17 protein-coding genes are annotated in these 20173 nt (G+C 60.4%); 15 read left to right on the top strand and 2 right to left on the bottom strand.

The window, feature by feature from the left end:
* The first annotated feature begins 11 nt into the window (after nucleotides 1–11).
* The 13 genes from GZH79_RS02195 (at nucleotide 12) to GZH79_RS02135 (ending at nucleotide 15811) form a co-directional block, all read left to right on the top strand.
* Nucleotides 12–323, top strand: a complete 312-nt coding sequence (locus GZH79_RS02195; protein ID WP_211641492.1) for a MocE family 2Fe-2S type ferredoxin — start codon at nucleotides 12–14, stop codon at nucleotides 321–323.
* A 6-nt stretch (nucleotides 324–329) separates the two neighbouring features.
* On the top strand, nucleotides 330–1133 hold the full coding sequence (locus GZH79_RS02190) for a 3-methyl-2-oxobutanoate hydroxymethyltransferase (RefSeq protein ID WP_211641491.1): 804 nt from the start codon (nucleotides 330–332) through the stop codon (nucleotides 1131–1133).
* Between the two features lie 39 nt (nucleotides 1134–1172).
* On the top strand, nucleotides 1173–2057 hold the full coding sequence (gene purU / locus GZH79_RS02185) for a formyltetrahydrofolate deformylase (protein ID WP_211641490.1): 885 nt from the start codon (nucleotides 1173–1175) through the stop codon (nucleotides 2055–2057).
* Between the two features lie 182 nt (nucleotides 2058–2239).
* Nucleotides 2240–2743, top strand: coding sequence for a MarR family transcriptional regulator (locus tag GZH79_RS02180; protein WP_211641489.1), 504 nt, complete (start codon nucleotides 2240–2242; stop codon nucleotides 2741–2743).
* A gap of 3 nt (nucleotides 2744–2746) precedes the next feature.
* Nucleotides 2747–3928 carry an efflux RND transporter periplasmic adaptor subunit gene (locus GZH79_RS02175; protein ID WP_211641488.1) on the top strand — a complete coding sequence of 394 codons (1182 nt, stop codon included), beginning with the start codon at nucleotides 2747–2749 and terminating at the stop codon, nucleotides 3926–3928.
* Nucleotides 3925–7050, top strand: a complete 3126-nt coding sequence (locus GZH79_RS02170; RefSeq protein WP_211641487.1) for an efflux RND transporter permease subunit — start codon at nucleotides 3925–3927, stop codon at nucleotides 7048–7050. The genes GZH79_RS02175 and GZH79_RS02170 overlap by 4 nt, the downstream gene beginning before the upstream one ends.
* Nucleotides 7051–7202: 152 nt before the next feature.
* On the top strand, nucleotides 7203–7619 hold the full coding sequence (locus GZH79_RS02165; protein ID WP_211641486.1) for a CopG family transcriptional regulator: 417 nt from the start codon (nucleotides 7203–7205) through the stop codon (nucleotides 7617–7619).
* Between the two features lie 30 nt (nucleotides 7620–7649).
* The gene (locus GZH79_RS02160) at nucleotides 7650–8690 is read left to right on the top strand and encodes a PHB depolymerase family esterase (RefSeq protein ID WP_211641485.1); all 1041 of its coding nucleotides are present in this window, start codon (nucleotides 7650–7652) and stop codon (nucleotides 8688–8690) included.
* Between the two features lie 5 nt (nucleotides 8691–8695).
* Nucleotides 8696–9802 (top strand): C45 family peptidase, encoded by a 1107-nt coding sequence (locus GZH79_RS02155; RefSeq protein WP_211641484.1) that lies wholly within the window; start codon nucleotides 8696–8698, stop codon nucleotides 9800–9802.
* Between the two features lie 108 nt (nucleotides 9803–9910).
* The gene (locus tag GZH79_RS02150) at nucleotides 9911–11500 is read left to right on the top strand and encodes a DEAD/DEAH box helicase (protein ID WP_211641483.1); all 1590 of its coding nucleotides are present in this window, start codon (nucleotides 9911–9913) and stop codon (nucleotides 11498–11500) included.
* A gap of 149 nt (nucleotides 11501–11649) precedes the next feature.
* On the top strand, nucleotides 11650–13809 hold the full coding sequence (locus GZH79_RS02145; protein WP_211641482.1) for a malate synthase G: 2160 nt from the start codon (nucleotides 11650–11652) through the stop codon (nucleotides 13807–13809).
* A gap of 65 nt (nucleotides 13810–13874) precedes the next feature.
* Nucleotides 13875–14711 (top strand): bifunctional allantoicase/(S)-ureidoglycine aminohydrolase, encoded by an 837-nt coding sequence (locus GZH79_RS02140; RefSeq protein WP_211641481.1) that lies wholly within the window; start codon nucleotides 13875–13877, stop codon nucleotides 14709–14711.
* A gap of 98 nt (nucleotides 14712–14809) precedes the next feature.
* A complete protein-coding gene (locus GZH79_RS02135) occupies nucleotides 14810–15811 on the top strand; it encodes a glyceraldehyde 3-phosphate dehydrogenase NAD-binding domain-containing protein (protein ID WP_211641480.1) in 1002 nt (333 codons plus the stop codon).
* Between the two features lie 40 nt (nucleotides 15812–15851).
* On the opposite strand, the gene GZH79_RS02130 is transcribed toward GZH79_RS02135, so the two are convergent.
* Complete coding sequence (locus GZH79_RS02130; RefSeq protein WP_211641479.1) at nucleotides 15852–17285, bottom strand: nucleobase:cation symporter-2 family protein; 1434 nt, start codon at nucleotides 17283–17285, stop codon at nucleotides 15852–15854.
* Between the two features lie 271 nt (nucleotides 17286–17556).
* On the opposite strand from GZH79_RS02130, the gene uraH reads away from it, so the two are divergent.
* Complete coding sequence (gene uraH / locus GZH79_RS02125; protein ID WP_211641478.1) at nucleotides 17557–17910, top strand: hydroxyisourate hydrolase; 354 nt, start codon at nucleotides 17557–17559, stop codon at nucleotides 17908–17910.
* Here the strand turns inward: uraH and GZH79_RS02120 are convergent.
* On the bottom strand, nucleotides 17907–18827 hold the full coding sequence (locus tag GZH79_RS02120) for a LysR family transcriptional regulator (protein WP_211641477.1): 921 nt from the start codon (nucleotides 18825–18827) through the stop codon (nucleotides 17907–17909). The genes uraH and GZH79_RS02120 overlap by 4 nt on opposite strands.
* Nucleotides 18828–18923: 96 nt before the next feature.
* Here GZH79_RS02120 and GZH79_RS02115 point away from each other — a divergent pair, with 96 nt between their 5' ends.
* The gene (locus GZH79_RS02115; RefSeq protein WP_211641476.1) at nucleotides 18924–20159 is read left to right on the top strand and encodes a urate hydroxylase PuuD; all 1236 of its coding nucleotides are present in this window, start codon (nucleotides 18924–18926) and stop codon (nucleotides 20157–20159) included.
* Nucleotides 20160–20173: the final 14 nt, after the last annotated feature.

Below are 20173 nucleotides of genomic sequence, written 5' to 3'. Positions count from 1 at the left end.
AGGAGACTAACATGGCCGACTGGATCGACGCCTGCGCCAAGGACGACATCGAGGAAGAAGACCTGATCCGTTTTGACCACGACGGGCGGACCTTTGCCATCTACCGCAGCCCCGACGACGAATTCTTTTGCACCGACGGGCTGTGCACCCATGAAAATGTGCATCTGTCGGATGGGCTGGTGATGGATTACACCATCGAATGCCCCAAACATAACGGCCAGTTCGATTATCGCACCGGGGCCGCGAAACGCGCGCCCGTCTGCGTGAACCTTGGCACCTATCCGGTCCGGTTGGATGGTGACCGCGTATTGATACAAGTCTGATCCGGCATGACCCTATATCACAACCGCCCGACCGTCGCGGACATCCGCGCGCTGAAAGGCACGCGTCAGCTGTCGATGCTGTATGTCGAAACACCAGAGGAAGCGGCTGCCGCAGCGGCCGCAGGCATCGACATGCTGTCAATCATCGACCCGCTGTGGACGCCCGACATGCGCGTGGCGGCAGGCGACTGTTTTGTGCAGGTCGGATTGCTTTACGGTCAGCTTGTCACGGCAGAGGATTATCAGCGCGCGGCCCACCGTGCGATGCAGACGGGCGGCGATTGCGTCTACTGCGCGTCGTCCATGACCACGATCAAGGCGCTGGCCGACGACGGGATTCCCGTGGTCAGCCATGTCGGATTGATTCCATCCAAAGCGACATGGACAGGCGGATTCAAGGCTGTTGGCAAAACCGCCCAGAGCGCACTTGCAGTCATGGACCACGTGCAGGCGCTGGAAAGGATCGGCTGTTTCGGCGTCGAACTGGAAGTCGTGCCGGACCGTGTCGCCGCCGAGATTTCAAAACGCACGACCCTTGTGCTTTTGGGGATGGGTGCGGGTCCATATGCGGACGCGCAATATCTGTTCGCCAGCGACGTGTTGGGCGCGACCGAGGGCCACAAACCGCGTCATGGCAAAAGCTACCGTGACTTTAGGTCGGAATTCGCCCGATTGCAGCGCGAACGGATTGCGGCGTTTGCAGAATTTAAGGCAGATGTGGACCGTCAGTCCTATCCGGGGCCGGAACACAGCGTGACGATCCCGGATCAGGAACTGGCTGCATTCGTCGCCGCCTTGGCCGATCGCTAAGGTCCACTTTACCGCCACCGATCCTACTGAAAGAGCACCATGCCGAAATACGCACTAACAGCCGCCTGCGAGTCGCAGATTGGTATTGTGTCAGCCATCTCGACTTTTCTGGCCGACAATGGTTGCAACATTACCGACAGTGCCCAGTTCGATGACCCCGACACCGGCAAGTTTTTCACCCGCGTCAGCTTTACCACGCCGGATTCCATCACGCTGGACACGATGCGCGAAGACTTCGTCGAAGTTGCGAAGCCACTGGGTCTGGACTGGTTCATCCATGATGAAGCGGTCCGGATGAAGGTTGTCGTGATGGTGTCGCGCTTCGGGCACTGCCTGAATGACCTTTTGTATCGTTGGCGCATCGGTGCGTTGCCGATCGATATCGTTGCCGTTATTTCGAACCACACCGATTATCAAAAGGTCGTCGTGAATCACGACATCCCATTCTACTGCATCAAGGTCACGGCCCAGAACAAACCCAAGGCCGAAGCAGAGATCATGGACATCGTCGAGGAAACAGGTGCCGACCTGATCGTTCTTGCGCGCTACATGCAGATTCTGTCGGACCAAATGTGCCAGAAGATGTCGGGCCGGATCATCAACATCCACCATTCATTCCTGCCCAGCTTCAAGGGGGCAAACCCCTATAAACAGGCGTTTGAACGTGGCGTGAAACTGATCGGGGCGACCGCACATTACGTGACTGCCGATCTGGACGAAGGCCCGATCATCGAACAGGACACCTGCCGCGTCACCCATGCGCAAAGTTCGGCTGACTATGTCACGCTGGGCCGTGATGTCGAAGCGCAGGTGCTGGCCCGTGCCATCCACGCACATATCCACAACCGGGTTTTCCTGAACGGCAATAAAACGGTGGTGTTCCCTGCCAGCCCCGGCGGTTACGCGTCCGAACGTCTGGGCTGACCCCCGGTGATCTGACAAACGCCAAATGCAAAGACAGCGACAGCCACCTTGGGGTGGCTGTTTGCATTTTATGAGATCGGGCGCGGCTTGCCCGGCTTGGAAAAAATTGTTCAGTTAGGACTGAACAGACTTGCGAATTGCCGTGGGCTGACCCATGTGGTGACCAGCCACAGGAGCAGCGCTTGCCAGATACACACACGACAGACGCCTTACGGACCCGATTTATCGAACAGACCGGGCTAAGCCTTCAGGCAGAAGGTCTGCCGCGCATTGCCGGACGTGTTCTGGGCATGCTGATCTTTGACGGAGAGCGTGTCGCGTTCGGCGATCTGGCGACGCAGCTTCAGGTCAGTCGGGGCAGCATCAGCAGCAGCATCCGTCTTCTTGAAGAACGGGGTCTGGTCAAACGCACGACCGAACCGGGGGTGCGTCAGGATTTTTTTCAGCTGGCCGATAACCCCTATGCGACCATGCTGGCGGGGATCCAACAACGCCAACGCAGCCGCCGCGACGAAATCGCAAAGACCATCAACCTGCTACCTGAAGAATCTGATGCAATCGGCCGTCTGCGCGCACACGCGCAGTTCTATGCCTCTATCGACGCCGCGATGGGGGTGGCGTTGGCCCAGTTGAACGCATCCGAAGAAACATATGTCGGGCAACAGCCTGTTAAGCCCGGGGAATAGACCATGAATCAATATGTAGAACAGACCAATGTGCCCGGATCGAATGCGCCGACCCTGGTGCCGGTCCCGTCCGCCAACACCGATGGCCGCAAGCCGCTGGAATTCCGCGATGACAAGGGCGCGTCCCGGTCATCCTGGATTGCGGGTGCGCTGGTGTTGGCCATCGTTGGCTGGATGGGCAGTGGATTTTTTCTGTCCGCTGCACCACCTACAGAAGCCCCGGTGCGCGAATCGATTGCGCCTGTGGCTGTGGCCGTGGCCCCGTCGTCGGCAGAAACTGTCACCCAGTTTTATCAGGCAGAAGGTCAGGCGCTGCCTGACCGTGATACGATGCTGCGCGCCGAAACATCTGGTGACGTGGCGCAAGTGCTGGTGGAAAAAGGCCAGACCGTCACCGCAGGAACGGTGATTGCACGGCTGGATTCGACAAATAACGAGGCGGATATCAACCGTGCCGCCGAAGACCTGGCAATTGCCGAACGTGAATTGCAGAATGCGGAACAATTACTGGATCGTGGTGTCGCCACGACCGACCGTGTGACGCAGGCGCGCGCACAGCTTGCTGCCGCACAGGCGCAGGTGACCGCCGCCAGTCAGGCGGCGCTGTCCCTGACGATTACAGCCCCGTTCGATGGGCGCATCGAAACGCTGGATCTGGACGAAGGCGTCTTTGTGTCTGCCGGGGCCGACATCGGACGGCTGGTCGATATTACCCCGCTAACCGTATCCATTCAGGTGCCGCAGCAATCGCTGACCCGTTTGTCTGTCGGACAAACCGCCAATGTCCGATTCATCACCGGCGAAGAGCGCGAAGGCATCGTCAGTTTTGTCGGCACATCGGCTGCCAGTGAAACACGTACGTTTCTGGTCGAAATAGAGGTGCCGAACGATGACGGTGCGATCCCCGCCGGCATTTCGGCAGAGGTGGTGATCCCCACGGGGGAAACAACGGCGCATTTCCTGCCCGCATCCATCGTGTCATTGGACACCGACGGCACCCTTGGCGTCAAAACCGTGGCGGACGACGACACGGTCGCTTTTTATCCCATCGAAATCGTCAAGGCGCAGGTCGACGGGCTGTGGGTCGCAGGATTGCCTGACACCGCCAACGTCATCACCATCGGACAGGGCTTTGTGAACGCAGGCGAAACCGTGGCACCCAGCTTGCAGGATGACGCGCAATGAACGGTTTGATTGACGCCGCATTTTCCCGATCCCGTGTCGTGGTCATGACATTGATGGTCATCATGGCCGTCGGCGCCTATGCCTATACCGCGATTCCAAAAGAAGCGAACCCAGAGGTGCCGCTGCCCCTGTTCTACGTTTCGACCGGGCTGGACGGAATCAGCCCGTCCGACGCCGAACGCCTGCTGCTGGAACCGATGGAGACTGAATTCGCATCCATCACCGGGCTGGACAGCATGAATTCCGAAGCGGCCGAAGGATTTGCCAGTGTGCAGCTGGAATTTTCGCCCGGCGGCGACAATCAGGAAGCGCTGGATAAGGTGCGCGTCGCGGCTGACCGGGCGCAAAACGAACTGCCCGACGATGCCTATGAAATTACCATCACTGAAATCAACACCGCGCTGTTTCCGATCATCACCGCGATCCTGTCCGGCCCGGTGCCGGAACGGACGCTGAACGATCTGGCCGAAAACCTGCAGGAAGAGCTTGAAGGTCTCGAAGGCGTGCTGGAAGTCGATATCGGCGGCCAGCGGTTCGAATTTCTAGAAGTGCTGATCGACCCCACGGTATTCCAGACCTACAATCTGTCGTTCGACGAATTGATCGGGCAGATCCAGCGTAACAATCTGCTGGTCGCTGCGGGGGCAATCGAAACGGGGTCTGGCCGGATCGTGCTCAAGGTGCCCGGGCTTATTCAGGATCTTGATGACGTGATGGCGATGCCGATCAAGGTGCGCGACGATGCCGTCGTGACCTTTGGCGATGTCGCCACGATCCGCCGCACGTTCGAAGATCCGGACTCGTTCGCGCGGATCAACGGTCAGCCTGCGCTGGCGCTGGAAATCAAGAAGCGGTCGGGCGCCAACATCATCGAAACGGTCGCCGCCGCCAAGGCTGTGGTCGAAGACCTGCGCGTCGATTGGCCCGACAGCGTCGAAGTGACGTATTTGCAGGATCAATCCAAACAGGTCGAGGATCTGCTCAGCGATCTGGAAGCCAACGTCATCGCCGCGGTCATTCTGGTCATGATCGTCATCGTCTTGGCACTGGGCCTGCGGTCATCGATCCTTGTGGGTCTGTCCATTCCGGGCGCGTTTCTGGTCGGTGTCATCGCCCTGTGGACGCTGGGCTACACGATGAACATCGTGGTCCTGTTTTCGCTGATCCTAGTAGTCGGAATGCTGGTCGATGGTGCAATCGTGACGACCGAGTTGGCCGACCGCAAGTTACAGGAAGGCGCATCGCCGAAAGAGGCCTACAGCTATGCGGCAAAGCGTATGGCATGGCCCATCATCGCGTCGACGGCGACCACGCTTTGCGTGTTCTTCCCGCTTCTGTTCTGGAGCGGGCTGGTCGGGCAATTCATGAAATTTCTGCCCATCACGGTGATTCTGACCCTGACGGCATCGCTGTTCATGGCTTTGATTTTCATTCCTGTTGTGGGCGGCCTGATCGGCAAACGCCAGCCACAATCCGCACGGGCCAAAGCCGCACTTCACGCGGCAGAATTCGGTGATCCGCGCGACATGGGCGGTTTTACCGGCGCCTACGTTCGGTTCCTGCAATGGGCCATCCTGCGCCCCGGTGCGACCGTCCTGCTGGCCGTGGCGCTGCTGCTGGGTGGCTTTGGCCTGTATGGTCAATTTGGCAAGGGGATCACTTTCTTTCCGTCCGTCGAACCCGATTTCATGCAGGTGCAAGTCCGCGCGCGCGATAACTTTTCCATCTTTGAACGTGATGCATTGGTCCGCGCCGTCGAAGACCGTCTGGTCGAATACGATGAGATCGCAAGCATCTACGCCCGTTCCATGATGAGCGCGGGGCAGGGCGACGAAGAAACCATTGGCACGCTGCAACTGGATCTGACGCCGTGGGATACCCGACGCACCGCCGCCGAAATCGGCGAGGACATCCGCGAAAGCGTGTCTGACATCGCCGGGATCGACGTGCAGGTGCAGACCGAAAGCGGCGGACCGACTGCCGGTAAGCCGGTCAACCTGCAGGTGACGGCGCGCAATCCGGATACGCAGGCCGCAGCCGTGCAGCAGATCCGCGATATCATGGACCGGATCGGTGGCTTTACCGACGTCACCGATACACGCCCCGTGCCGGGGGTCGAGGTGTCGATTTTGGTGAACCGGGCAGAGGCGGCGCGCTTTGGTGCCGATGTCAGCCTGTTGGGACAGGCGGTTCAGCTTTTGACCCAGGGAATCACGGTCGCCGATTACCGGCCAGAGGACGTGGACGGATCGTTGGACATTCGGGTGCGTTTCCCACGCGAAGAACGTTCCCTGTCGGAACTGGCCAGCCTGCGCGTTCCGACCACATCGGGACTGGTGCCGATTTCGAACTTTGTCACTTTTGCGCCGTCCGACCGCACCGGCATTATCCGCCGGATCGACGAAAAGCGCGTGACCACGATCGAAGCCAACGTCGGCCCCGGCGTGCTGGTGAACGATCAGGTGACCGAACTGACGGCGGCCTTGAATGACGCGGAATTGCCCGAAGGCGTGGAGTTTTCTTTTGCCGGCGAAGCAGAGGATCAGGCCGAAAGCATGGCGTTTCTGGCAACGGCGTTCCTGACCGCGATTTTCCTGATGTTCGTGATCCTTGTGATCCAGTTCAACAACTTCTTTCAGGCCTTCGTCGTGATGAGCGCGATTGTCTTTTCGGTGGCGGGGGTTCTGTTGGGCCTGTTGATAACGGGGCGTCCATTCGGGGTCGTCATGGGCGGGATCGGTGTGATCGCGCTGGCGGGGATCGTGGTGAACAACAACATCGTGTTGATCGACACCTACAATGACCTCAAACGTATCGGCCAATCCCCGATGGAAGCAGCTTTGCGGACGGGCGCGCAGCGTCTTCGCCCGGTGTTCCTGACGTCCATCACCACGGCGTTGGGTCTGATGCCGATGGTGATCGGGGTGAACCTTAACTTTTTCACCCGCGAAATCGTCTTTGGTGCACCGTCAACGCAGTGGTGGACCGAACTGTCGTCCGCCATCGCCGGTGGCTTGGTGGTTGCAACGGTTCTGACATTGATCGTGACACCGGCCATGCTGATGCTGGGTGAAAAACGTGCCAAACGGGCGGTCCCGCCTGACGCCGTGCCAGCCGAATAGCTACGGCCAAGCAAATATTGGAACAAACAGGGCCGGGTCAGTGATGATCCGGCCCTGTTCATGCGGGGCACATCCTTGTGATGAAGATGCATCTAGGGGTTGCGCACCACCTAATGAAATCCATATACCATCCACATGGATGGAGAAACCTTATGAGCAACGTACGACAGTTACGGGACAAGACCCCCGACAGCGAAAAGATCACGATTAATCTGGGTTACGTCGACCTTGGCCGTATCGACCTGCTGGTGCAGGAAGGTTTCTATTCCAACCGCAGCGATTTCATCCGCACCGCGATCCGCAAGCAACTGGATACGCATGGCGAAAGCGTCAGCCGTTCGATTGAACGCCATACGATGGAACTGGGCCTGCGCGACTATGCGCGGGCCGATCTTGAATCGCTGAAATCCGCTGGCGAAATCTTGCACATCAAAGTGGTTGGTCTGGTGCGGTTCGATACCGACATCACGCCGGACCTTGCCCGCGCGACCATCGGGTCGATCACGGTGTTGGGTGCGTTGCAGGCTAGTCCAGAACTGAAAAAGGCGCTTGCCGACCGCATCCAGTAGACGCGGACCTAACCCCTAAAAGGACAACAGATGTTGAAACTGAACCTTGGCGCCATGCGCCGGGCGACGGATGCTGCGCGCATCACGGACGCCAACGACCTTGTGCGCCGCACGCTGGCGCAGCACGGATTGATGCCCGATGCCTTGCCTGCCGGGCCACAGGCGCGCCGCACGCCGGTCTTTGGCGATGCGCCTGCAATGGCAGATCTGCCCGCCGGTGCCGGTTTCGCCGCGCGCGATTATGCAGGGTCCGACGGCAGCCGCCGTTACTGGACCTATGTGCCCGCGACAGCGCCCGACGGGATCACCGGTGTCATCGTGATGCTGCATGGCTGCACGCAGACGCCGCAGGATTTTGCGACCGGGACGGGCATGAACGCGCTGGCAGAAACGCACCGGCTGGTCATCGTCTATCCCCAGCAGTCACGCGGCGACAACGCCCAGTCCTGCTGGAACTGGTTCCGGCGCGGCGACCAGATGCGCGACCGGGGCGAACCCGCCATTCTGGCCGGGATCGCGCGCCGCGTCGCTGCGGAACATGGGGTGCCGCATGACCGTGTCTATGCGGCGGGTCTGTCGGCGGGGGCCGCGATGGCCGTCATACTGGGGCAAAGCTATCCGGACGTCTTTGCCGCAATCGGTGTGCATGCGGGCCTGCCATATGGCGCCGCCAAGGACGTGCCGTCCGCCTTTGCCGCGATGGCGGGGCGGTCGGACGCTGGGGCCAGCGGCTTTGCCGCACGGGCCGCCGTGCCCACCATCCAGTTCCACGGCACTGCCGACGCCACAGTCCACCCGACCAATGCCGACAGCATTATGCGTGACACCGCCACCCACGGTCCCGCCCAGACAATCGAAACGTCGCAGACGGGCAGCATCGGGGGCCGCAGCTACCAGCAGACGACCGTGACCGACACCGACGGCCGCCCCTTGTCCGAAGACTGGCGCATCGATGGTCTGGGTCATGCGTGGTCCGGCGGGCAGGCAGGCGGAAGCTATACCGACACCAGCGGACCGGACGCCAGCACCGAAATGGTCCGCTTTTTCCAACAGATCAGCCCGAAAGGCTAACCGATATGAGCATGACATTGACCATCGACGCCGTTCACGAAGCGACGCCCGGCCCCAAATGGACCGCCCGCTGGGCGCGGTCCTGGCCCGCGTACGAAGCGTGGTTTATCGCCCGTGGCGGTGACAACGGACCGTCGGCCGCCGCCTGCCGCGACGCCATCACGCAGTATATGCCGGAACTGACCCCCGTGCATGACCGACTGACCGCGCTGGCGGGGGGGACCGACCGTGCGGCGCGGTTCCTGTCGACATGGTGCCCGCCCGCTTATCTGGGCGGCTGTTCGCTGGCGGCTGTCGCGGATGCGACCGATGTGCGGTTGGTCCGGAACTATGATCTGTCGCCCGATCTGAACGAAGGTCTTTTGCTGCACAGCGCGTGGACCGGACGTGGGGTCATGGGCATGGTGGAATTTCTGTGGGGCCTGTCCGACGGGATCAACGACGCGGGACTTAGTGTGGCACTTGCCTTTGGCGGGCGGTCTCAAACCGGGCGCGGTTTCGGGATCACGACGATCCTGCGCTACGTGCTGGAAACCTGCGATACGGTTGCGCAGGGTATTGCAGCCCTGCGACGTATCCCGTCGCACATGGCCTATAATATCGTGCTGGCCGATGCCGATGGTCGGACCGCCAGCGTCGAAATGGCGCCGGGCGGGGGCGCGCGGCTGATGCCGCAGGCCATCGCCACCAACCATCAAAGCGGACCGGAACCCGCTGACCGGCCGGATTTTACCCGCAGTTTCGAACGGCACGATTTCCTGAAATCCACCCGCCTGCGACCAGCCGACGTGAACGCGGCCTTTCTGAAACCGCCCCTGCTGCAAAACCGCTATGCCGAAGGTTTCGGCACCTTGTTCACGGCGGAATATGCCCCGCTGACGCGCAGGCTTGGTCTGACAATCGCGGGCGACCGTTGGGATCAGGCGATTGACGATTTCACCGAAGGCCAGCGCGTAGTCCACTATGGACAGGCCGCGACTGCTGTGTCTGGCGGTCAGCCGGATTGGTCGCGTGCCGCACAGATCGACTGGATCGCCGTGGCACAGGATTATGCCACAGGGCGGGGGCGCGCCATTGCCGACTACCTGCCCGATCAGTCCAACGCGGCCTGATCACAGCGCGCCCGGGCGATGCAGGTCCGGGCGCGACTTTTTGCCAGATCAGTGGCAACGAAATCGGTGTGACGGGGTTGGGGCGGGCGACAGATCGAAAGCCCTGACATGACCCACCACACCATGACCGACCGCGACCATGACCTGCTGTTCGGCGACGACGCGCTGGAACGCGGCGATGCGGTTGTCCATTTTGAACACGGTCTCGCGAAATATGACGGGCAGGAAAAATACGATCTGGGTGACACGACACAGACCCTGACCACGCTGATTTATCGCGAGGGCGGTAAACTGACCCTGCCCGCAGAGGAAGGCCGGGATTTCTGGCGCTACGGTGCCCCGGCAGAAGATCTAAGTCTGGACCGACTGAAAGCTGGCGATTGGATCCGCCACCGTGACGCAATGATCGTGGAATTGCGGCAAAGCGCCGAGCATATGCTGGAAGAGGACAAGCGCCGTCGGTCAGCAAAAGCGCAATCCTTGACCCCCGATGCCGAACGCTTTGCCGCATTTGTGCAGGCGTTCGCACATGAACCGACCGTCGATCAGGACCATACCTTTGCCGTCGTCGCCGATGATCTGGCGGCGACCGAGCCGATGAACCGCCTGCTGGTGGGTGACGTCGGTTTCGGTAAAACAGAAGTGGCGATGCGGGCTGCCGCCGCCGCCGTCCTGTCGGGCCATCAGGTTGTGATCGCGGCCCCGACAACGGTGCTGGCGCGGCAGCACTTTGACACGTTTCGCACACGTTTCGCGCCGCTTGGCGTTGACGTGATCGAACTGTCGCGCCTGACCCCCGATGCCGACCGTGCCGCGGCGACGGACCGGATCGCGGCAGGCAAGGTCTGCATCGTGGTCGGCACACAGACGCTGCTGGGTGTTGATTTGCGGTTCGGCCATCTGGCGCTGGTCGTGATCGACGAGGAACAGAAATTCGGGCAGGAACAAAAAGCTGCGCTGCGCGATCTGGCCCCGGGCGCGCATATCCTGAGCATGACCGCGACGCCGATCCCCCGCTCGCTCGCAGCGGCAGAGGTCGGTTTAGTGGACGTATCCGTGCTGGCGACACCGCCAAAGGCCCGCAAGCCCGTAGAAACCCATGTGGCCGAATGCGACGAGGCACACCTGTTAAGGGCGATTGCCACCGAAATTGCGCGCGGCGGGCAATGCTACGTTGTGTCGCCCCGTATTGCGGGGGTCGAGGAACTTGACACAAAGCTCAGGCAAGCGGGTGTCGATTTCACCTATGCGGTTGCGCATGGCCGGATGGCGGATGACGATATGTCGGCGGCGATGCTGGGCTTTATGAACAAGGACGTGGACGTCTTGCTTTGTACGTCGATCATTGAAAACGGTCTGGACAACGCCCGCGCCAACACGATGGTTGTCTGGAACGCCGATATGTTCGGCCTGTCGCAATTGCATCAGCTGCGCGGGCGGATCGGACGCAGCAAGCGGCCTGCACATATGCTGTTGCTGACCGACGTGGACCGCGCCGGGGATTCCGAAGCTGCCCATCGGTTGCGGGCGTTCGTGCAGATGTCCGAAGTGGGGGCCGGGTTCCGGATCGCGCGACGTGACCGCGATATTCGTGGCTTTGGTGCGCTGGACGGAACCGAACAATCGGGGCAGTTGTCGCGGCTGGGGATCGGGCTGTATCGTCATATCCTGAAAATGCATATCGCGGAAAAACAGTAAATCGTGGGCGTTCGTTCTGATTATATTGAAAGTCCTGTCTGACAATATCAGCGGATTTGGGGTGCCACGTGGCCGGTGTTCGCCCTAGATTGCCGTAAACCGACCGGTGCGATGCGATCCGGTTGCGCCAATAACCGCAGGGATGACAGATGACAGATCGATCAGATAACCAATACGTGGATCGCGCAGGCTTGCAGGTCGCCGGTGTATTCGCATCCTTTATCGAAAACCGCGCCTTGCCGGGCACCGGCGTCGATGCGGCGGACCTATGGGCAGGGTTTGCGACGCTGATCAACGATTTCGGGCCGCGCAATCGTGCGCTGCTGGACGAACGCGCATCGCTTCAGTCCCAGATCGACGATTGGCATCGGTCACAATCGAACACGCCGCATGACCCGGACGTCTATAAGGCGTTCTTGGAAAATATCGGCTACATCGTTCCCGAAGGCGACGATTTCCATATCGAAACCGAAAACACCGATCCTGAATTCGCCACCATCGCCGGGCCTCAGCTTGTGGTGCCCGTGACAAACGCGCGTTTCGTGCTGAATGCGGCCAATGCGCGGTGGGGCAGCCTGTATGATGCATTCTACGGGACTGATGCGATGGGCGCGCCGCCTGCACCTGGCCCGTTCGACACAGGGCGGGGTGCGCGTGTGGTGTCCCGGTCCGCCGTGTTTCTGGACGAAGCGTTCCCGATCACTGGCACCAGCCACGCGCAGGCGGAATCGTATTGCATCGTGGATGGACAGTTGCAGGTCGATGGCACAGGTCTGATGCAGCCGGAAAAGTTTGCAGGCTATCAGGGTAGCGCCGATGCGCCCGACGCGATCCTGCTGCGCAACAACAATCTGCACGTCAAACTGGTGTTCGACCGCAGCCACCCGATTGGCAAAACCACGGCGTCCGGCCTTGCCGATGTCACCCTTGAATCGGCCATTTCCGCCATCATCGATTGCGAAGATTCCGTGGCCTGCGTCGATGCCGAAGACAAGGTGCTGGCCTATGGCAACTGGCTGGGCCTGATGCAGGGCGATCTGTCGGAAACGTTCGACAAAAATGGCAAAACGATCACCCGCGACCTGCACGGCGACCAGACATTCACCGCGCCGGATGGATCGGACTTGACGCTGAAGGGCCGCGCGCTGCTGCTGGTGCGTAACGTCGGCCACCTGATGACAAACCCCACCGTGCTGGATGCCGACGGAAACCCCGCGTTCGAAGGGTTGCTGGACGCGATGGTTACAACCCTGATCGCCATGCACGACCTGAAAAAACAGGCAGGGTTGCGAAATTCGACCACCGGGTCGGTCTATGTCGTGAAACCAAAGATGCATGGCCCTGCCGAAGTGGCGTTTGCCAACGACATTTTCAGCCACGTGGAAACCGTGCTGGGTCTGCCGCAATATACGGTCAAGCTGGGGATCATGGATGAAGAACGCCGCACGTCCGTGAACCTGAAAGAATGCATCCGCGCCGCCCGTCACCGTGTCTGTTTCATCAACACGGGCTTTCTGGACCGGACCGGCGATGAAATTCACACCTCGATGGAAGCGGGGCCATTCAGCCGCAAGGATTTCATCAAGCGCAAGGGCTGGATCACGGCCTATGAAAACCAGAACGTCGATATCGGGCTGGAATGTGGCCTGTCCGGCAAGGCGCAGATCGGCAAGGGGATGTGGGCTGCCCCCGACAACATGGCCGCCATGCTGGATTCCAAGATCGAACATCCGCAAGCCGGTGCAAACTGCGCATGGGTGCCCAGCCCGACGGCGGCAACGTTGCATGCGCTGCATTACCACAAGGTCGACGTGGCCGCTGTACAGGCGCGTCTGTTGCGCGCCGGTCGCCGTGCCTATGTCGATGCGTTGCTGGATATTCCGCTGGCGCGCTATCGCAAATGGACCGACGATCAGATCGTCCGAGAGGTTGAAAACAACGCCCAAGGCATCCTTGGCTATGTGGTCCGTTGGATCGATCAGGGTATCGGCTGTTCCAAAGTGCCCGACATCAACGACGTGGGCCTGATGGAAGACCGCGCCACCTGCCGCATTTCTGCCCAGCACATCGCGAACTGGCTGCATCACGGCGTCGTCAGTCGTGATCAGGTCGTCGACACGATGAAACGGATGGCCGAAATCGTGGACAAGCAGAACGCTGGTGATCCCCAGTACAGGCCGATGGCGCCGGATTACGACGGTATCGCGTTTCAGGCGGCTTGTGATCTGGTGCTGCTGGGGCGCGACCAGCCGTCAGGCTATACCGAACCGGTGCTGCATGCGCGCCGTCTGGAATACAAGGCGCAGTGACCATCGACAGGGGGCGGTCATATCCGCCCCCGCAGACCTTTTGCAAAACAGCCAAGGAACAGTCCATGTCCGCAAAATACTATGCCCCGACCGGCGGCCATCCGGGGCAGGACCAGTTGCTGACCGACCGCGCGGTGTTCACCGATGCCTATGCGGTCATTCCAAAAGGCACGATGCGCGATATTGTCACCAGTTACCTGCCGTTCTGGGATGACACGCGGTTGTGGGTCATTGCCCGCCCGCTGTCAGGCTTTGCCGAAACCTTTTCACAATACATCATGGAAGTCGCACCCGGCGGCGGGTCCACCCGGCCAGAGGCTGACCCAGAGGCGCAGGGCGTGCTGTTCGTGGTGGATGGCACCGCCCGTCTGACGGTGAATGGCGCGTCCCACGATCTGACCGAAGGCGGTTATGCCTATTTGCCTGCCGGGTCCGACTGGACCCTGCGTAATGACGGTGATGCGATGCTGCGGTTCCATTGGATTCGCAAACATTATGCGGCGGTGCCGGGGTTGGATGCGCCTGACGTCATTATTGCAAACGAACAGAATATCGCCCCGACCGTGATGCCTGACACGGACGGCAAGTGGGCCACGACACGCTTTGTCGATCCCGCCGATTTGCGGCACGATATGCATGTCACCATCGTCACGCTGCAGCCGGGTGCTGTGATTCCGTTCTTGGAAACCCACGTCATGGAACACGGGCTGTATGTCCTGCAGGGCAAAGCGGCCTATCGCCTGAACAGCGACTGGGTCGAAGTCGAGGCGGGCGATTTCATGTGGCTGCGCGCCTTTTGCCCGCAGGCCTGTTACGCGGGCGGGCCGGGGCCGTTCCGATACCTGTTATACAAGGACGTGAACCGCCACATGCCGCTGCGCCCCATGGGGATCGGGCGCTGACGACGGCATCTTGCGGTTTGCCTGATGTTGGTCCAGCTTGCGCGCAACGGCGGGTATGACGCCGATCCCGGTCGTCAATTATCAGGCGGTGCCACGGCATGACCCGACCCATCCGTATCGTCATCAACGGCTTTGGCCGGATTGGCCGCACCGTTTTGCGCCAGTTGCTGACAGATCCTTGCCATGGCGATATTCGGATCGTTGCGATCAACGATATCGCACCGCTGGACGCCTGCGCCTATCTGTTCCGCTATGACAGCGCATTTGGCCCGTTTCCGGCCCCGGTGACGGCGCAGGATGGCCGTTTGCATGTGGGTGATCGCAGCTTTGATTTCTGGTCCTGCCCCGATTTGCGGGTCAGGGATTTGTCCGGGGTGGATGTGGTGCTGGAATGCACGGGCCGGGCCGCTGCACGTCCGGTCGCACAGGCAGGTCTGGACGCAGGCGCGGCAGCTGTGCTGATTTCTGGCCCTTCGCCGGCCGCGGATGTGACCGTGGTGATGGGCGCGAATGATACGGCGCTGGGGGATGCGCGTATCGTATCAAATGCGTCGTGCACCACGAACGCCATTGCACCGTTGCTTATGGCGCTGGATACCCGGCTGGGCATCGTCCGCGCGCATGTCACGACGATCCATTGTTACACGGGCAGCCAGCCGACAATCGATCTGCCCGGTCCCAGCCCGGAACGCAGCCGGGCTGCTGCGGTGTCCATGGTGCCCACGACCACAAGTGCCGCCAGCCAGATTACGCAGGTTCTGCCGCAGTTCATGGATCGGCTGACAGTGGCCGCCGTCCGTGTACCGGTCCATTCCGTGTCTGCCATCGATGCGGTATTGCAAATGGAAACGTTGCCGGATGGTGATCCGAACGATCTGTTGCGGGCGATCTGCGCGGATGTGTCGGTGATCGGCCTGACAGACGATCCTTGCGTATCCACCGACATGCGGGCGCGGGCGGAGTCGTTGGTACTTGCTTTGCCGCAAACCATGGTGACCGGCGACGGGCAACTGCGCGTTTTTGGCTGGTACGACAACGAATGGGGGTTTTCCGCGCGGATGATCGCCATGATGCGCCAGATGCATGCGCGCCCCACCTGACACAATTGCCCCCGCCGATGATCCCGGCGGGGGAAATCTTTCAGACGCCGGGCAGGCCATCCTTCATCGGTTTGACCGCGGCGCCCGACACTTCTGTTTTGACCGGTGCGTTCAGGTCTTCGGGCAGGATAAGGTTCAGCACGATGGCGATCACGGCAGCAGGCAGCAGCCCGCTGGTGGCCAGCACCCGGATCGTATCGGGCAGATATTGCACCGATAGCGGGTCAAGCTGGAGACCCAGACCGATCGACAGTGAAATGGCAAAGATCACCATGTTGCGTCTGTTCCAGTCCACATCCGACAACATCGACACGCCAGAAGCGACAACCATGCCGAACATCACGATGACGCCGCCGCCCAGCACTTCGATCGGGACCGTGTTGATGACCGCGCCAACCTTGGGCACCAGACCGCACACGATCAGAAAGATGGCGCCAATCGTGACCACGTGCCGCGACATCACGCCTGTCATGGCGATCAAGCCGACGTTCTGGCTGAACGACGTATTCGGCAGGCCGCCGAACACACCCGCAACAGCCGTGCCGACACCGTCGGCATAGGTCGCACCGGTGATTTCGGCTGTGGTCGCCTCGCGCCCCGCGCCGCCCTTGGTGATGGCGGACACGTCACCGACCGTTTCAACAGCCGACACGAATGCCATCATGCAGAACCCGACGACAGCCGCGATGCTCAGCTCGAATCCATATTTGAACGGCATTGGAAAAGAGATGACAGCCGCCCTGTTCCAGCTTGCAGCGATACCGTCCAGTGTGATCATGCCCATTCCCAAGGCATAGAGATATCCGGCGATGATCCCGATGACGACGGCGGAAACGGCCAGCATGCCACGGGCGTAAAATTTCAGCCCCAGCGTCACAAAGATGACGACCAGTGCGGCGGACCAGTTCAGCAGGCTGCCGTATTCGGGCTGGTTGATGGCGGGCACACCGCCTGCCGCATACTGGATACCGACCTTGATCAGTGCCAGACCGATCAACATGACGACCAATCCTGTGACAAGCGGGGGCAGGGCGAACCGGACGCGACCGATGAACGTGCCGATCAGCGTGTGAAACAGGCCACCGATGATGACACCACCGAACAGGGCGGGCAACGCCTCCACGCCTTTGCCCGCGACCAGCGGAATCATGATCGGGATAAATGCAAACGACGTGCCCTGCACGATGTGCAGACGCGCGCCGACGGGGCCAAGACCGATGGTTTGAAACAGTGTGGCGATCCCTGCAAACAGCATCGACATCTGGATCAGATAGGTCATGTCCGGAAAGCCCTGTGCGCCCGCATCGGACCCAAAACCGAACCCGGCAGCACCGGCAATGATGATCGCCGGTGTGACGTTCGACACGAACATCGCCAGAACGTGCTGAATACCCAATGGAATGGCCTGATGCAGCGCGGGCATGTAATCGGGATCCCGCAGTTGTTCGGGTGTTCCGATGGAATTGTCTGGCATGGTGTGCGTCCCTATGTCGTCATTGTTGAAATGCGGCTGACAGAACCCTCCCCGGTCGAAGTCAGCGGCCTGATCGTCACGTTGCAAAGCGGTGTTCCTGCACCGGTGACACGGCGGAGTGTATGTCCTTTCCAAATCGTTCCGGCGACGCTACGGCAAAACAATTCCGATCATTTTCAAAAAATTCGCGAAGGACTCTATCCCGTGTGCCGCTTTGTGCGAAGATGCCTGGGGCGGCTATAGAGTGCGCGATATGCAAGGGGATGCGGACATGGCAGGATTTTTGACGACGCACGTGCTGGATACCGCGCGGGGCATACCCGCCGCCGGTCTGCGGATTGATCTGTTCCGGATCGATGGCGATGACCGTATCCATGTCACGACGTTGACCACCAATGATGACGGCCGCACGGATCGCCAGATCCTGCCCGCCACGGATTTCAGCATCGGCGTATTTGAACTGGTGTTTCACGCCGGGGATTATCTGGATGCCACCGGCGCAGCCGCAGAGACGCCGCGGTTTCTGGATGTGATCCCGATCCGGTTCGGCATGTCACAGCAATCGCACTATCATGTGCCGCTGTTGTTGTCGCCGTTCGGGTATTCCACCTATCGCGGCAGCTAGTCGGGCAGGGCGCTGTTCTGGATCGCCTTGCCGATCCGTTCGATCACGTATTCCATGAAAAGCCGCGTTTTGGGATCTTGGCGTCTGCGGTGCGCAAACAGGCAGGCCATCTGGATCGGTTCGGGCGGGTTCTGCGTTGCCACCGGCACCAATCGGCCCGCCTTGATATGCTCTGCAACCTCGAACAAGGGTTTCATGGCGATCCCGCATCCCGCGACGGCCCAGTCTGTCAGCACGTCGCCATCGTCGCTTTCAAACCTGCCTGACACGGGAAATTTTCGCGGTCCGTCGGGTGTCATCAGCCGCCATTGAAATTCCGTGGCACCGGGAAACCGCAGGTTCAGGCATTCATGTTTGCCATCAATCAGGTCCTGCGCAGTATCGGGATGCCCGCGCTGCGCCAGATAGGCCGGTGCCGCACATAAAACGCGGGTCACGTCTGAAATCTTGCGAATGCGCAGATTGCTGTCTTCTGGCTGACCCAGAAAAAATGCCAGATCCAGCCCTTCGGTCGTCAGATCGACCTTACGGTCGGTCAGGCGAAGCCGCAGGCTGATGTCGGGATAGAGCGCCAGAAAGCCCGCGATTTGTGGTGCGATCAGGCGTCGCCCGACACCCAAGGGCGCGGCAACGAACAGCGACCCGCGCGGATTTTCCGTAATATCGACCACCTGCGCTTCTGCGGCGTCGACGGATTCCAGGATTTCGCAGGCCCCGCCATAAAACGCCTTGCCCTGTTCGGTCGGCGTCAGGCTGCGGGTCGTGCGCTGAAACAGGCGCACGCCCAGATGCTGTTCCAGTTGTGAAATGCGCGACGACGTCACCGCAGGCGATACCCGCAGGTCACGTCCTGCGGCGGACATGCTGCCCAGTTCGTAGACCCTGACAAAGGTCCGCACGTTGTCGAGGTATGACATCTTATTGCAATTTTTGATACTGTTTGGCGTTTGAAATTGATACCAGAACAATCCACGATCGCCTAGTCTGATCCACGGACCTGTCAGGAGCGCGCCATGTACGATTTTGCCGTCATCTGGGACTGGATCGCGTTTTCGGTCCGGTGGTTGCACGTCATTACGGCGATGGCATGGATCGGTGCGTCGTTTTTTTTCATCGCGCTGGACCTTGGCCTGAAAAAAGCTGCCGACATGCCACAGGGTGTCAGTGGCGAAGAATGGCAGGTCCACGGCGGTGGCTTCTATCATATCCAGAAATACATGGTTGCCCCCGACAACATGCCTGCCCACCTGATCTGGCACAAATGGCAAAGCTACATCACTTGGGTGTCCGGCGCGGCGCTGCTGATGATCGTCTACTGGGTCGGGGGCGAGCTGTTTTTGCTGGACCCGACCAAGGCTGATCTGACGCTGTGGCAAGGCATCGTGATTTCTGGTGGGTCACTGACAATCGGCTGGCTGGCCTATGACGCGATGTGCAAATCGCGGCTGGGTGAACGCCCGACGCTGCTGATGCTGCTGCTGTTCGTGATCCTTGTGGTCATGTCGTGGGGTTACAATCAGATTTTCACCGGGCGCGCAGCACTTCTGCATCTGGGCGCGTTTACCGCCACAATCATGACGGCCAACGTATTTTTCCAGATCATGCCGAACCAGCGGATCGTCGTCGCCGACCTGAAAGCGGGGCGCACGCCCGATGCGAAATACGGCAAAATCGCCAAACTGCGGTCCACCCACAACAATTACCTGACGCTGCCGGTCGTGTTCCTGATGCTGTCGAACCACTACCCGCTTGCATTCGGTACGCCATATGCCTGGATCATCGCCAGTCTGATCTTTCTGACGGGCGTCACGATCCGGCATTATTTCAATACGATGCATGCCACGGGAAGCGGCCCGCACTGGACATGGGGCGTGACCGTGATGCTGATGATCCTGATCGCATGGCTGTCGTCGGTGCGCCCGACCGAAACCTATGAACAGGCCGAAGCACGGCCCATGACTGCACAGGCACAGCGTTATGCCGCTGCCGACGGATTTGACGCCGCCTACAACACAGTCATTGGCAATTGTTCGATGTGCCACGCGCGCGAACCGGTCTGGGCCGGGATGCAATGGGCGCCCAACGGTGTCTATCTGGAAACCCCCGGCGATGTGGCGCAGCACGCCGGTCAGATATATCTGCAGGCCGGGATCAGCCACGCAATGCCACCGCCCAACGCATTGCAAATGGACCCCGCTGCGCGCGAAACGCTGGTCGCATGGGTACGCGCCGCCCGTGCGGGATCATGAACCAACCCCGCGCT

This window comes from Loktanella sp. SALINAS62 (assembly GCF_018263905.1).
Lineage (GTDB): Bacteria > Pseudomonadota > Alphaproteobacteria > Rhodobacterales > Rhodobacteraceae > Loktanella.
This window is presented reverse-complemented; position numbering and strand designations above follow the sequence as displayed.